At 46.1% G+C, this 15588-nt stretch carries 11 protein-coding genes; 7 read left to right on the top strand and 4 right to left on the bottom strand.

The annotated features are described in order from the left end of the window. Positions 1–27: 27 nt before the first annotated feature. Positions 28–930 (bottom strand): LysR family transcriptional regulator, encoded by a 903-nt coding sequence (locus K7X24_RS13170; protein WP_224555280.1) that lies wholly within the window; start codon positions 928–930, stop codon positions 28–30. Positions 931–1109: 179 nt separating this feature from the next. Here K7X24_RS13170 and K7X24_RS13165 point away from each other — a divergent pair, with 179 nt between their 5' ends. The 7 genes from K7X24_RS13165 (at position 1110) to K7X24_RS13135 (ending at position 11230) form a co-directional block, all read left to right on the top strand. Beyond that, positions 1110–1874 (top strand): type 1 glutamine amidotransferase domain-containing protein, encoded by a 765-nt coding sequence (locus tag K7X24_RS13165; protein ID WP_224555279.1) that lies wholly within the window; start codon positions 1110–1112, stop codon positions 1872–1874. 308 nt (positions 1875–2182) lie between these two features. After that, the gene (locus K7X24_RS13160; RefSeq protein WP_224555278.1) at positions 2183–3571 is read left to right on the top strand and encodes a glycoside hydrolase family 1 protein; all 1389 of its coding nucleotides are present in this window, start codon (positions 2183–2185) and stop codon (positions 3569–3571) included. Positions 3572–3792: 221 nt separating this feature from the next. Continuing rightward, positions 3793–4734, top strand: coding sequence for a trehalose operon repressor TreR (treR, locus tag K7X24_RS13155; protein ID WP_224555277.1), 942 nt, complete (start codon positions 3793–3795; stop codon positions 4732–4734). Positions 4735–4845: 111 nt separating this feature from the next. Beyond that, the gene (gene treB / locus K7X24_RS13150) at positions 4846–6267 is read left to right on the top strand and encodes a PTS trehalose transporter subunit IIBC (RefSeq protein ID WP_224555274.1); all 1422 of its coding nucleotides are present in this window, start codon (positions 4846–4848) and stop codon (positions 6265–6267) included. A gap of 29 nt (positions 6268–6296) precedes the next feature. After that, complete coding sequence (locus K7X24_RS13145; protein WP_224555272.1) at positions 6297–9002, top strand: glycoside hydrolase family 65 protein; 2706 nt, start codon at positions 6297–6299, stop codon at positions 9000–9002. Beyond that, a complete protein-coding gene (gene pgmB / locus K7X24_RS13140; protein ID WP_224555270.1) occupies positions 8999–9670 on the top strand; it encodes a beta-phosphoglucomutase in 672 nt (223 codons plus the stop codon). The genes K7X24_RS13145 and pgmB overlap by 4 nt, the downstream gene beginning before the upstream one ends. A 69-nt stretch (positions 9671–9739) precedes the next feature. Next, entirely contained in the window at positions 9740–11230 is a 1491-nt protein-coding gene (locus tag K7X24_RS13135) for a carbohydrate porin (protein WP_224555345.1), read from the top strand. A gap of 90 nt (positions 11231–11320) precedes the next feature. On the opposite strand, the gene K7X24_RS13130 is transcribed toward K7X24_RS13135, so the two are convergent. The 3 genes from K7X24_RS13130 to K7X24_RS13120 form a co-directional block, all read right to left on the bottom strand. Beyond that, positions 11321–13237: a beta-glucoside-specific PTS transporter subunit IIABC gene (locus K7X24_RS13130; protein ID WP_224555267.1), complete on the bottom strand. Its 1917-nt coding sequence runs from the start codon at positions 13235–13237 to the stop codon at positions 11321–11323. 319 nt (positions 13238–13556) lie between these two features. Then, on the bottom strand, positions 13557–13916 hold the full coding sequence (locus K7X24_RS13125) for a DUF305 domain-containing protein (protein WP_224555266.1): 360 nt from the start codon (positions 13914–13916) through the stop codon (positions 13557–13559). 71 nt (positions 13917–13987) lie between these two features. Beyond that, the gene (locus K7X24_RS13120; protein ID WP_224555264.1) at positions 13988–15457 is read right to left on the bottom strand and encodes a GGDEF domain-containing protein; all 1470 of its coding nucleotides are present in this window, start codon (positions 15455–15457) and stop codon (positions 13988–13990) included. Between the last annotated feature and the right edge of the window lie 131 nt (positions 15458–15588).

Raw genomic sequence — 15588 nt, 5'->3', positions numbered from 1 at the left:
ACAACGCAACGATTCGGAGAAACGTATTCACGTCTTAATTATCTGTGAACACACGTCGATAAACGCACGCAATTTGGGTTGATTCCTCGCGGCTCTGGAGAAATAAAGAAAGAGGCCATCGTTGCCCGGCGAGAGATCGATTAACGCCGCTTCCAGCGTGCCATTTGCCAGTTCGCGTGAGGTATGGAAGGTAGATGAGTAAATAAGCCCAACACCCCTGACCGCGAGGCTACGCATGAGCTCCCCATCGTTAACGGTCACCGTTCCCGTAGGCTCAACTCTTACGCTTTCTTTGTTTTCGATAAATTCCCATCGGTAAATATCGCCCTTTTCAGGGCGACGGAAGCGAATACATTCGTGATGCACCAGATCGCGCGTCGCTTTAGGCTTACCGTTCGCTTTGAAATAGTCTGGCGAACCAAATACCGCCCACTTAAATGGCGGGGAGAGTCGTACTGCAATCATATCCTGTTCGATGTATGAACCGATCATGATGCCAGCATCGTAGCCTTCGGAAACGAAATTATTGTGACGATTACTCACCGTGATATCGATATTCAAATTCGGCCATGCTTGACGAAATGCAGGGATGAGGGGCTCGATAACATGAGGCAATGCCAAACGTTCTACGATCAGCTTCAACGTCCCCGAAGGCTTTTTTGCCGATTGAGCCACATCTTCAAAACCCGTTGCGATAACGTGTGCCGCGGGCCCAATTCTCAGCAGCAGGCCTTCTCCAGCTTCCGTCAATGCCATTTTGCGCGTCGTGCGATGGAAAAGTAGCACGCCGAGGCGATGCTCCAGTTTCTGGAGCGACAAGCTCACCGAACCCGGCGTCTTACCCAGATCGAGCGCGGCTTTGCGAATACTCAATCGTTTCGCTATCGCCAGAAATTCTGCCAGTCCATCAAAGTTATCATATTGCCCCATCAGGGTTCCTCATCGTCATGCGATACCAGGATCATTCAACGCACTTTACGACAGTTTCTCACGCCAATACAAAGTTATTACATCGATTTATTAAACAATGTATCCCATTATTACCCCCTATTTTCAATCAGCTATCACAGATATAGTCGGCAGACACCACCTGCTGAAAGGAGTTTTTTATGTCAATAATCAAGCGCTGCGCTGGTCTTATCGCCGCGATGGCTATGTTTGCCGCAGCCTCCCCTGTTTTCGCTCAGGCCAATCTGAAAGAAAAGAAAATACTGATTGTCGTCTCCAGTCTGGATAAAAAGACGCCGGAGCTGGTTGGCGGGTTCTGGTTTCCAGAATTGACCCACCCGGTTGAAGTCTTCGATAAAGCCGGGCTGGATTATGATATCGCCAGTCCGAAAGGAGGGCTGCCTCCGTTTGACGGATTTGATCTTAAAGATCAGGCGAATCTGGATTTCTGGACTAACCCGGAACACCGTAACAAGCTCGCTAATTCCATCCCGCTCGCCAAGGTTGATCCAGCAAAATACACTGCGATCCTGCTCGTTGGTGGACATGGGCCGATGTGGGATTTTGCCAACAATCCTGAGTTGATCAGCATCGTACGCACCATGTACGAAAAGAATGACATCATTAGCGCAGTTTGCCACGGTCCGGCTGGATTACTGAATGTGAAGCTCAGCAATGGTCAACTGTTGATTAAAGGCCGCCACCTGACCGGATTTACCGCAGAAGAAGAGGCTTCGCGGCAATACGACAAGATTGTTCCGTTTGAACTCGAAGCCGCGTTGAAAAAGGATGGTGCAACGTTCGAAGAGGCACCGATCTTTGAAAATAAAGTCGTCGTGGATGGAAGACTGATCACCGGCCAAAACCCTGCATCAGCTAAAACACTCGGCGAAGCCGTCGTCAATGCGCTGAAAAAGAAAGCGTAATCACCGAATGATCAGCTGCATTAGGTGGTAAAACACCTAATGCATAGCAACCCCAATTTACACCAGCAGAGATGTCGTGACCGAAATCACATAACCAGACGGGGGCATTGCCGCAGAGATTCAGGATTGTATAGTGTACTAACAAGACGTTACCGCCAATGGCGGGCGAGACTTGGGCAGAGGTGAGTAGCGTTACTCTCTTCTGCCCAAGTTTTTTTTTGCCTGTTATCTGGCAGTCCCCTGCGCGACAGCGCGGAGCCGCCGTTCAGCGCAACGTAATGGTGTAGAAAACGATGAGGAGAAATACCATGAAAGCATTCCCCGACGGATTTTTATGGGGCGGTTCAGTCGCAGCAAACCAGGTTGAAGGGGCATGGAATGAAGACGGTAAAGGTGTGTCGACCTCCGATCTTCAGCTACAGGGCGTGCATGGTCCGGTGACGGAACGCGATGAAAGCATTAGCTGCATCAAAGATCGGGCCATCGATTTTTATCATCAATACCCGCAGGATATTCAGCGGTTCGCCGAAATGGGATTCAAGGTGTTGCGCACCTCGATTGCCTGGACGCGCATTTATCCTGAAGGCGATGAAGCCGAGCCGTGTGAAGCCGGTCTGGCTTTCTACGATCGCCTGTTCGATGAAATGGCAAAGCATCAGATTCAACCGCTGATTACGCTGTCGCATTATGAAATGCCTTACGGTCTGGTGAAAAAACTGGGAGGCTGGGGCAACCGCGCCGTCATCGACCATTTTGAGAAGTATGCCCGTACTGTTTTCAGCCGCTATAAAGACAAGGTGAAATATTGGCTGACCTTCAATGAAATCAACATGGCACTGCACTCGCCCTTTACGGGCATCGGGCTGAGCGGCGAACCCTCGAAGCAAGAGATTTATCAGGCTATTCACCACCAGCTGGTTGCCAGCGCACGCGCGGTAAAAGCCTGCCATGACCTGATCCCAGATGCCAAAATCGGCAACATGTTATTGGGCGCGGTACGCTACCCCATGACCTGCCATCCGAAAGATGTGCTGGAAGCGCAGAGCAAGAACCGTGAATGGCTGTTCTTCGGTGATGTTCAGGTACGCGGCACCTATCCGGCTTGGATTCAGCGCTATTTCCGGGAAAATGGCGTCGAACTCACCATTACCGCACAGGACAAAGACGATCTGAGCCACACCGTGGACTTTGTCTCGTTCAGCTATTACATGAGCGGCTGCGCAACTTTCGAGCCGGAAAAATATCAATCTTCACGCGGTAATATCATCCGCCTGATTCCTAACCCGCACCTTGAAGCGTCCGAATGGGGCTGGCAGATCGACCCCGAAGGCCTGCGCTTCCTGCTAAATGAGCTGTATGACCGCTATCAGAAGCCGCTGTTCATCGTGGAAAACGGACTGGGCGCACGCGATGTGGTGGAAGAAGACGGCAGCATTCACGACAGCTACCGCATTGATTACCTGCGTCGCCATCTGATTCAGGTGCGTGAAGCCATCGACGATGGCGTCGAGCTACTGGGCTACACCAGTTGGGGGCCGATCGATCTGGTCAGCGCGGGCACCGCGCAGATGTCAAAACGCTACGGCTTTATTCATGTCGATCGTGATGATGACGGCAAAGGCACACTGGAGCGTCGGCGCAAAGACAGCTTCTACTGGTATCAGGATGTGATTAACAGCAACGGAGAATCGTTGTAACAATATCGTTGTAGCAGTGCAGAAAACCAGAAGGCGTACATATTTGTTGCCTTCTGATCTATTCGGGGATGGGTTATCCATTCATGACGTAGTGGGCTTAGCTGGCATTCCTATCAAAAACTTTGAAGTTATACAGACTGTGAGCCTGTAATTGTTAAGTATGGGCAACTATATTAACATCGCAAGTCTTAAGAGACGTCTTGTATTGGAATACAGTGACCGTGCATAAATTGACGATAAAAGACATAGCGGCCCTTTGTAATGTGGGGAAATCGACTGTTTCCCGTGTAATCAATAACGACCAGAAAGTTAATGAGGTGACACGCAAAAAAATACTCGCGGTGATTGAGCAGTATCAATTCACGCCGTCGAAATCAGCCCGAGCGATGCGTGGATTAGCGAACAAAACCGTTGGGATTATCGTAACCCGCCTTGATTCGTATGCAGAAAACCAAACGGTGAGAGCCATTTTACCCCTTTTGCATGCTAATGGTATCGACCCCATTATTCTGGAAAGCCAGTTCGATCCCAAAAAAGTTGATGAACATTTAACAATGTTGGAACAGCGAAAGATTGATGGGGTGATATTATTCGCATTCACTGGGGTCTCCAGTGAACAGCTAGCTTCCTGGCAGCAGCGTATCGTCATCATCGCTCGTTCATTTGACGGTTATACCTGTGTTTGTAATGACGATACAGGTGCCGTGAATCATCTCATGGAATTCTTGCATCAAGAAAAAAAATTCAGTGAAATTGGTTACGTCGGTATTGATTTACAAGATGAAACAACTGGGTTACTACGTTTTAAAGCTTACGAGAATTATTGCCAGCAACATCAATTAACCGTTAATGCCGAGTTAGGGGAGCTCAATTATCAGAGCGGTTATTCGCTCGCAAAAAAGGTGGTTTCTACACACCCCCAAGCCATTTTATGTGCCACAGATTCATTAGCGTTTGGAGTACAAAAATACTTAAAAATTCAAAATATTAATGATATTTTTGTTGCTTGTATTGGTCGTAACGATTTACTAAAATTTTTATTTCCTGAAACAAAAACCTGCCGTTTAGGCTTCCGTGAGAGCGGTGAAATTTCCGCCAAATTATTGATTAACATCCTTGACGGAAAATCCCCACAAAAAAAACACACTATTTTAAAACCATAAGTTAAAAATATAAATTATGTGACACTCATCAATTTATGGGAACGTTCCCATTGAGGATGGGTGTGTCTCTACGTATTTTAAATTAAGGATACGAAACTAGAGATAAACCACATGAATAAAGTAATAAACTTTGATGTGATAGATCAGATAATCAAATTAATTGGCGGTGAAGATAATATCATTACCGTTTCTCACTGCCTAACTCGCCTACGGTTCGTATTGAATAATCCAGAGATAGCAGACATTGAAGGAATTAAGGACATCCCTGTAGTAAAAGGATGTTTCAACAATGCAGGGCAATTCCAAATAATAATAGGGACGGATGTAGATGCTTACTATAAAGAAATGATAAAAAAAATAAACATCACAGGAACCAGCAAAGAAGAAGCAAAAATTTCCGCCCAAAAAAATATGAAATTTTGGGAGAAATTAATTGCGAATTTATCTGAGATATTCATCCCGCTATTACCCGCTTTAATCTGCGGTGGTTTATTGCTTGGTTTAAGAAACGTCATTGGAGAAATGCCAGTATACGGCGATAAAACGCTGGTCTCGACATATTCATGGCTCCAACCAATATATGACTTCTTATGGTTACCATGCGAGGCAATTTTCCATTTCTTGCCTGTAGCAATCTGCTGGTCTACGGTAAAAAAAATGGGCGGCACCCCCATACTGGGTATCGTATTAGGCATTACGCTGGTCTCACCGCAATTAATGAATGCCTATGGCACCGGAAGCCAGATTCCTGATAGCTGGGATTTCGGGATTTTTGCCATTCAGAAAGTCGGTTACCAAGCTCAAGTGATCCCTTCCATTTTGGCTGGGCTATTCTTGGGTTGGTTTGAAGTTAGATTACGCAGATACATTCCTAATTACCTGACATTAGTCATCGTCCCCATCATCACTATATTGGTTTCTGTTACCGTTGCCCATACCATCCTTGGGCCGATTGGCCGTCTTATCGGCAATGGCATTTCAGAAGGGGTTCGCTATTTAATGCTAGGCGATTTCGCCCCCATTGGCTCGATGATCTTTGGCTTTTTCTACTCACCTTTAGTCATTACTGGCCTGCACCACACGACTTTGGCAATCGACATGCAATTGACACAAAGCGTGGGAGGAACACCGATTTGGCCAATCATCGCACTCTCAAACATTGCACAAGCTTCTGCAGTTGTCGGCATCATTTTGATTAGCAAAAAACATAACGAGCGTGAAGTAACTATACCTGCCGCAATTTCCGCTTACTTAGGCGTGACTGAACCAGCCATGTACGGCGTCAACTTACATTATCGCTTCCCGATGCTCTGCGCGATGATCGGTGCTGCATCAGCGGGACTTATTTGTGGCTATGCTCGTGTGCTTTCTAACGGAATTGGTGTAGGAGGGATCCCCGGTATTCTGTCAATTCAACCGACATTTTGGGGGGTTTACTTTATTGCCATGATCGTCGCCATCGTTATCCCAATCGTATTGACAATGACTGTTTATCGTTACCAAAAACGAAAAGGCACCTTGGTCACTTCCTAATAAATTCCAATATTTAAAAAGAGTTCAACATGCATTATCTCGCTATCTTAATAAACAAAAATGGACTTGATGCCTCCTTAGATGAGATTAAACATCACTATGATATGGAATGGAATTCTTTATCCACCAAGGCATGTTTAGCAGCATTAAGAGAGATACAAAATGATTTCCCTTTGGTAAAAGGTGGGTTTATAAGCGGAGAAAAATTGCCACATTACCCGCTATTTTGTATCGAATTGACTAACCAAGAAGTTATTAATTTAGAAAAGGCATTTTCGGAAATTTTTAATGTGCCATTTATTGCTAAAGAGTACGCAGACACACTCTCCCCTGCCAGTCTGAAAAAGGCTATCGAGCAGCAATATGATGCGCTCAGTTGGGGAATTAATTACTGCGGGTTTACCGCAGGGAAAGAAGAATACGCTGTAGAATCGCTATTAACGGTAGCAAACGGTTATTTAGGTGTACGTGGCGCAATGCCTGATATGCAGGCAAATGATGCGACATACCCCGCGACTTATCTTGCTGGGTGTTATAACCAAGCCCAATCAAATGTTGCTGATCATACGGTCACCAACGAGGATTTTGTCAATGCGCCAGACGCACGTGCGATCCGGATTAAAATCGGCAACGGTGATTGGTTAACGCCCGAAACCAGTAAGAATATTGCGCTTTATCGTAATCTTTCTCTAAAAAATGGCGTGCTAGAACAAAATTGGCTGGTGGAGGACGAACAACAACGCCAAATTCAAATCCGCAGCCAAATACTGGCGGATATGTCTCACCCTACTCGTTTCGCAATTGAGTATTGCTTCACACCTCTTAACTTTGATGGTGATATCACCATCAGCACCCACATTGATGGGGAAACACATAACTATGGCGTAGCGCGTTACCGTAGCCTCACGTCACATCACTATGAAGTGCTGTCTTGTAATGTGTTAGGTAAAAATGCCTATTTAAATGCGAGAACCCTTCAATCGGAAATCGGGATGGGATTTTCCTCAACAATACGAGGGAATTTTTTCACAGAAAAAGATATTCACATTCAGGAAGAGCCGAATAAGGTTAGCCAATCGATCACATGCCCTGTAGTACAAGGGAAAACTTACCAGTTTGAAAAAAGCGTCAATATTCGACTATCGACGGTATTTCCCGATGAGTGGCACATTGCAGATGAGTCGGTATTAGTTGATTTTGCTACTCAATTAAAATCAACTCAACAATCCTGGGAATCGCTGTGGGAGAAAACAGATATTATTATTGATGGCGATTTGATGTCTCAAAAACTCCTACGCCTTCATACTTATCATTTACTCTGTTCTTGCTCACCTTTCAGCAATGAAAGCTACCAACTTGATGTGTCAGTGACGGCAAGGGGATTACACGGCGAGGCCTATAGAGGGCATATATTCTGGGATGAAATATTCATCCTACCTTTTTATATCATGCATTTCCCTCAAACTGCTCGCCAGTTATTGATGTACCGATATAACCGTCTATCTGCCGCGCGCCACGCAGCAAAAGAAGAAGGCTATGAGGGCGCGATGTTCCCATGGCAATCAGGCCATGATGGTACTGAGCAAACGCAAATTGTTCACCTAAACCCACTCAATGGTGAGTGGGATCCGGATTATAGCCGCCTGCAACGGCATGTTTCGTTAGCGATTGCCTATAACATTTGGCTGTATTGGATCAATACCAAAGATAACGAGTTCATGGAGTCTCATGGTATTGAAATACTTATGGAAATTGCTCGATTCTGGTTAAGTAAATCTCAGTGGAATGAAATAACCCAGCGTTACTCTATTCGAGGTGTGATGGGTCCTGATGAATTCCATGAACACTCTGTTGGTAGTGAAACCGATGGGCTCAAGGATAATGCTTACACCAATTTGATGGTTTCATGGCTGTTTTCGAAGTTAGCTGAATTACGTCAGCGATTCGACATCCATCTTATCGATACCGTTAATACAAATTTTTGGACTGAAATCGATCATGTAGGGAAAAACTTATCTTTAATTATCGAAGATGACATCATTTCACAATTCGATGGTTACTTTGATCTAACAGAGATTGACTGGAAGCACTATAGAAAAAAACACCAAAATATTTATCGTATGGATCGTATTTTACGTGCTGAAGGAAAGAGCGCGGATCATTATAAAGTTGCAAAACAAGCGGATGCCTTAATGATATTTAATAATTTCTCTGAAGATGACGTAACAGAGATATTAAAAAACATGGGATATAAACTAAGAAAAAATTATGCAAGAAAAAACCTGAATTATTATCTGGAACGTACATCTCATGGTTCTACACTGTCGCGCATCGTGCATGCTCAGCTCGCGAACGACATCAATTTTCATGAACTATCCTGGAAATTATACCGCGAAGCGTTGTCTTCCGATTATCAGGACATTCAAAGTGGTACTACCGCTGAAGGTATCCACACCGGTGTTATGGCTGCGACGTTAAATACGACAATCATCGCTTATGCAGGGGTAGATATCCGTCACGTGTGTTTACGAATTGCACCGTCACTGCCAAAGGGGTGGGAATGTATTCGGTTCAATCTACAGCATCGTGGCATCCAGTATTATTTTGTTATTTCACATAAAGAAATCATCATTTCTGCCAGCGAAAATGCCCAGGTAGAGATTAACCATAAAAAACACTTCGTAATCCCCAGAGTTGATTTCTCGTATAACTACACTGAAGGTCAAAAGTCATGAATAACGGTTTCATCTTTGATTTAGACGGCGTTATTGTAGATACCGCGCATTATCACTTTATAGCATGGAAGCATCTCGCCAATAGAATCGGAATAGATATCGATGAGGAGTTTAATGAAGCGTTAAAGGGAATCAGCCGTGGAGAATCCTTGGAAAGGATTCTCCAACATGGCAGGAAATCAAGTGAATTTGACGCAGAGGAAAAAGAAAAAATGGCTCAAGAAAAAAATGAGCACTACGTCAATCTGCTTAACCAGTTAACTGAAAAAGATATCCTCCCCGGTATTCTTTCATTTATTAAAAGGGCAAAAGAACTTGGCATTCCATGCGCCATTGCATCCGCATCAAAAAATGCCAAATCTATTTTAGAAAAACTAAATATTAGCGATTACTTTCAACACATTGTTGACCCAGACACCTTGAAAAATGGGAAGCCTGACCCTGAAATTTTTCTGAAGGCGGCGGAGTCTATCGGTGTCGAACCTCACAATGCAATAGGGTTTGAAGATGCCTTGTCGGGCATTGCTGCATTGAATAAAGCAAAAATATTTTCGGTGGGTATCGCCGGAAAACAAGAAAGTCTAATTGAAGCTAAGATTGTTGTTCCCTCATTAAATAACATATCCCCTGATATGTTATTTGAACAAAAAAACAAAATTGAAAAGTGAGTAAATCTTACTCCAAAATATTTTATCCGATTATTGGTAACACTTTACATAGAAAAAGAGGAATAAATGATGAGAATAAATAAGCTATCGTTAGTGATAGGGTTTTTACTTAGTGCCTCTCCTTTATTAGTTAACGCAGATAGTTCGTTAAGCGACATTGAAGCACGTTTAAATTCTCTTGAGAAACGAGCGGTAGATGCAGAATCAAGAGCGGCCTCTGCGGAACAAAAAGCAGCGAGGCTTGAGCAATTAATCACGAATAAGAATACACCGCAAAAAATCACGAATTCAGTGAATATAGAGCAGCGTATCACTACTCTTGAGAAAAATTCAGATCAGGCTCAAGCGAATGCCACACTGGCTAATGAAAAAGTCAATCAATTAGAAAAACGACAAAGCGTCGCTGAAAAATCTAACAGTTTTGTGGCAAATAACAGCGATTGGGGCACATTAAAGCTATATGGCGATGTCGAATTTAACATTGATGGTGCGAGCCGCAAAGGCCAAATCACCTCAATGCACACTCAGGCTGGGGATGGCTCTGGAGACTTTAAAGATAAAGAGCGTTGGGATTTGAATGGGCGCCTCTTGATTGGTTTAGACGGAGAGCGAGCGCTGTCCAATGGGAACCGTGCCGGATTTAAGGTACAACCTTTGGCCAACATGTCCGGTTCTATGGGTCTCGATGATGCCGTCTTCTATTTTGGTCAAGATAATAAGTGGAACTTCAAGATTGGCCGATATGAAGCCTACGATATGTTCCCACTTAACCAAGATACCTTCGTTGAACACTCGGGAAACAGCGCCAACGATTTATATGCAGACGGATTTGGCTATGTCTATATGATGAAAGAAGGTCGAGGAAGAAGTGATAATGGTGGAGCCATGAATTTAAGTAGCACTTACAATGATTGGTACTTCGAAGTGAACACATTAGTTGAAGATGGTAGTAAGGTGTTCCAAGATGGAAAATATCATGGTAGACAATTAGATAATCGCAAAAACGTGGTTTACGTTCGCCCTGTGGCCGCATGGAAAAAAGATAACCTCACCATTGCGGGAGCTATAGACGCTAACGTCATACGCAATGCCTACGGTTACCAAAATGCAGATGGGAAATTTGAAGACCAATCTCGTCGCACCGGCTATGGCCTCAATTTTAATTGGGATAACTTAAAAAATAACGCTGAAAATGGCATCGCTGCTAACTTAAGCACGGCATATTTAGATGCGAAAAACGAAAGTGATTTCTCAATTGGCGCCAACGTATTATGGCGCAAGCTACAAGTTGGTTATATTTATGCACATAATGACATTAAATATTATCAACGCGATACCAATTTCAACCCCGGCCAAGAAAAATCGCTACGCCCCGGTAAATATGATATCCATACTATATTTACTTCTTATGAATTACCTAGCATCTTAGAGATGGATAACTTTAAAACGTACCTTGGCGCATATTATTCATATATCAATGGCCGTGGAGAAATGACCTCCGTGGACAGCAGTGATAAAGATCGCTATGGCGCACGTATTCGTTTTAAATATCTATTTTAAACTTAAAGGTAAAGTCCATCGGTTATGATAAAGCATTGGACTTTTTTATATGAGACGGCGTGTTCACACAGCGCCGTCTGATTTATTGCGTTATGCCAGCGCGATAATCGTCTCCCCTACCATCAGCTGACGTGTGGTGCCCGGACTGAAGAGGTGGTACTCATCAGCATTCGTTATTACCATCGGCGTCACTGTGTCGTAGCCCGCCTTCTGGATTGCTTCCAAATCAAACTCCAGTAGCAGTTGGCCTTTTTGCACCTTGTCGCCTTCTGCAACGTGCATCTGATAATGCTGGCCTTCCAGTTGTACCGTGTTGATGCCGACATGGATCAGAATCTCTGCACCGCCCTGCGAAAGAATGCCGACGGCATGGCCACTCGCGAACGTGCTGGCAATCACGCCATCCACAGGAGAATAGATGCGCCCTTCCTGCGGCAGAATGGCGACACCCTGCCCGACGACGCCGGAAGAGAACACCTTGTCATTTACCTCTTCCAGCGAGATCAGTTCACCTTTTGCTGGCGACCCCAGCTGTTCAGCCGTTTCAGGTGCGTCTTTCAGCGGTAGGGGCACAGCATTGGCGTGCTGACGTGATGCAGGTGCAGCAGGTGTCGCTGCTGGAGAGTGCGTTGGCACTGGCGCTTTTTCAGCAGGAGGTACGGGATCGTCAAAACCAACAATGATGGTCAGTACAAAACTCACCGCGAAGGCGATAGCGCAACCGATGAGGAACCCAACAAAACCTTCGCCGTAGAAAATCGGCAGCGTCAGTAAACCGGGCATTCCCATGGAGATTGCCGAGCTTTTCGCGTAACCGACGATCGCGCCCCCCAGTGCAGCTGCGATCACCGCACAGATAAACGGTTTTTTCAGCTTCAGCGTGACGCCGTAAACGCCAGGTTCTGTAATGCCAAACAGCGAGGCGATAAAGGTACTGCCCGCCAGCGCTTTGAGCTTTTTATCTTTGGTGCGCACCATGACGCCCAGCAGCGCACCAGACTGAGCGAAGACCGACGGGCTGGATGCCGCTTTGAGGTAGCTGTGTCCCATGACCGACAGGTCATTAATAAACACGGTCACAAAGCCCCAGTGCACGCCGAAGATCACTAAAATCTGCCATGCCGCCGCAATCAGCGCCCCGGCAATAATCGGGTTGAAGCTATAGATACTGACAAACACCGACGCAATGAGCTTACTGGCTGAAATGCCAATCGGCCCGATGGTCATCAGCGTGAGGGGCACCATCAGTACCAGCAGGAAGAACGGCGTCAGGATATTGCGCACGCTTTCATGAATATGGCGATTCAGGAAACGCTCGATATACGACATCAGCCACACGCTGAAGATGATCGGGATCACCGAGGAGGTGTACTTCATCATTACAACGGGCAGGCCAAAGAACGTCACGGGCTGACCGGCGTCGAACAGCCCCTGAATCGTGGGGTAAACCAGTGCGCCAGCAACCGACACGGCCACAAAAATGTTGGTTTCGAATTTACGCGCGGCGGTAATCGCCAACAGCATCGGCAGGAAATAAAACAGGCTGTCAGACGCCGCGTGCAGGATGACATAGGTACTTTCTTTGGTATTCAGCCACCCGAGCGCAATCACAATAGACAACGCGCCTTTCAGCACCCCTGCTGCCGCCATCGCCCCCAGCAATGGGGTAAAGATCCCAGCAACCAGATCGATCAGCCGTCCCATCGCAGACGTTGATGCCTCACTTCCCGCCGTCTGGCGTTTCCCGTCGCCGTCCTCCAGCAGCCTGGAGATCGAACCAAAAGCGCGGTACACCTCCGGCACTCGGTTCCCGATCACCACCTGCAATTGCCCTGAAGCATTGATGACCGTAATGACGCCATCCAGCGCCTCAAGCGCAGCCACATCCACTTTACCGTGATCAACAATCTTAAAGCGCAAGCGTGTTGCACAATGCACCAGAGTAGAAACGTTGGTTTCCCCTCCGACTAACTCCAGAATACTTTCAGCGAGCACTTTGCTATTCATAATGACTTCCCGTTTCGTCAATGGCTGCAACTGCCTGATACACGTCATCCCGTTTGTTGTCCTCTGGCCAACTGGAAAATAAGCAAAAAAAAACCTGGATAAAGCAGCGTGCTATACGCTGCTTTATCCAGGTCTCGCCCAGAAGATTCTGGTGACGTCCTTTCCTGTTTTCTAACAAGTTAACGCAGAGAAAGCTATCTCCACGTTTTATTCTGTGAAAACAGTCACTAAATTTTTACCAATCAGGCAAAGCCGCCCAATTCACGGCGTGATAAAAGCAAAATGACGCCTCTCAGAAGAAGTGCCATCGGAAAATTGACTATTTGCCCAGCTTCTTCAGCCAGGCTTCCATTTGGTCGATCTCTGGCTGTTGAGCTTTAATAATCTCTTCCGCCAGCTTGCGCAATTCCGGATCTTTGCCGTATTGCAGTTCCGTCTTCGCCATATCAATCGCGCCACGGTGGTGGGCAATCATCCCTTTGGCGAAGGCAATATCAGGGTCGCTGGACTGCATCCCTTCCATCATCTCGCTATGCATCGCATCCATCCCTTTCTTATACACCTGCTGGGAGGACGACGCGTCGTTTGCAGAACCATGGCCGCTATGCGCGCTGTCGGCCGCAAACGAGAGAAACGGAACCAGCAACGCTGCCGTTAATAACAAATGGACGTTCTTCATCACAACCCCTCAATCAGTCACAGTACGTTTTGAGGGTAAACATTCCAGTAAGGGGAAGGTCAAGGGAAGATTTAAGCCTCCTCGACCAGACGCATGCAGACACGATTACGCCCCTGCGCCTTCGCTTTATATAGCTGCTCGTCCGCCAGCCCGATCAGATCGTAAATATTACCGCCCTCATACTGGGCAAACACGGCAACACCAATACTGGTCGTAAAATGGATTTCCCGCCCATCGGACAGCATAAGCGCCGTGGATTCCGTAAGATGTCGCAGCGCTTCGGCCATCGCTTCAGATTGCTCCGCCGTCAGGTCATAAGCCGCAATGACAAACTCTTCACCACCCCAGCGGCAAAGAATGTCGCTCGGCCGAATAGCGGTGCTCAGCATACGGGCAAAGCTGGCGATCAGTTCATCACCGCAGGCATGGCCGTAGGTATCGTTGACCTGCTTAAAATAATCGATATCCAGAAAGAGCAGCGTTAATTGGCACTTTTTCTTATACCCCGGCGCATTCTGCTTCCCATTCAACATGCTGAGAAACGCCCGACGATTGAAAGTATTGGTGAGCGCATCCTTCCGGCTGCCGCTTTCAATGATTTTAATCAGTCGCCGGTTCATCGAGACAAAATGAGAGACGCTTAACATCGCCATAATTAGCATCGCGATATTTAGCCGCGCCGTGGTCAGAAACGAATTAATGTACGCTTCGGAGTTCGAATCGATGAGTATACCGACCTGATTAATATAGAGATAATTCAGTATTACGCCAGTAATCGCACAGAGCAGCGACATGATCGGGAAAGAGTAATTGAACGCACACAGCGTGAGTGGAATAACGGACAGCGTAATCAGGCTGGCATCAAGAAAAAACAGGCTAACTAATAAGAAAATGATGAAGACCAGAAAGGGAAAGATATTTTCTCTGATATTCTTAGGGCACAGCGGAATATTCCGTAGCGCCCGCAGGATGTCTTTACCGCGCAGGAAAAAGAACGCGAGGATAATGCCGGTTCCCAGTTGCTCGCTGAACCAGTCCATAAACTCGGCATAGCGGTTCCCCGTATCATAGACATACGCATAGAACCCATATGCCACGCCGGATAAGAACGCGCCAACAAACGTCGAAGCGAAAATAATATAGACGTAATATTTGCTGAATTTCTCAAAGGTCGACCACTTTCCGGTAAACCGACACAGCAGGCAAAAGGCACACCAGGCCGTCACCACAAAGACTATATTGCACAAACATAACAACACCTTGGTTTTTAACGGTGAGTTATTGTCCATCAGTAACGCGGCCGACAGCATCGCGGCATAACCCACCAAAAAACCGATACAGATAGAGAGCGTTTTACCTTTTATCGTCCCTTTTCTGGCTCTGAAACTAATCATGAGGCAAAAAACCAGAATGTTGGCAGGCCAAAACAGCGATAGCTCATCCAACACCCGAAACCGAAATCCCAGACAACTCACTATCAGGGTGGTCAGAAACAGAAACGGCATGAATTTTATCGTTTTCAACGTCAAATCGTGATTCATCTGTCCTTTACCGCCCACTGTCCGATCATTTCATCTGCGCTCTCCGCGTGAGAATAGCATTAATCATTTCCCTACTCACAGTGTGATGGGAGAGGGAAAATAAATAAAAAAACCACCGGACCGAAGCATTA

The sequence above is a fragment of the Pectobacterium versatile genome (assembly GCF_020166435.1).
GTDB classification, from domain to species: Bacteria; Pseudomonadota; Gammaproteobacteria; order Enterobacterales; family Enterobacteriaceae; genus Pectobacterium; species Pectobacterium versatile.
Note: the sequence above shows the minus strand (reverse complement) of the source record. Positions and strands in the feature narration are given on the sequence as shown.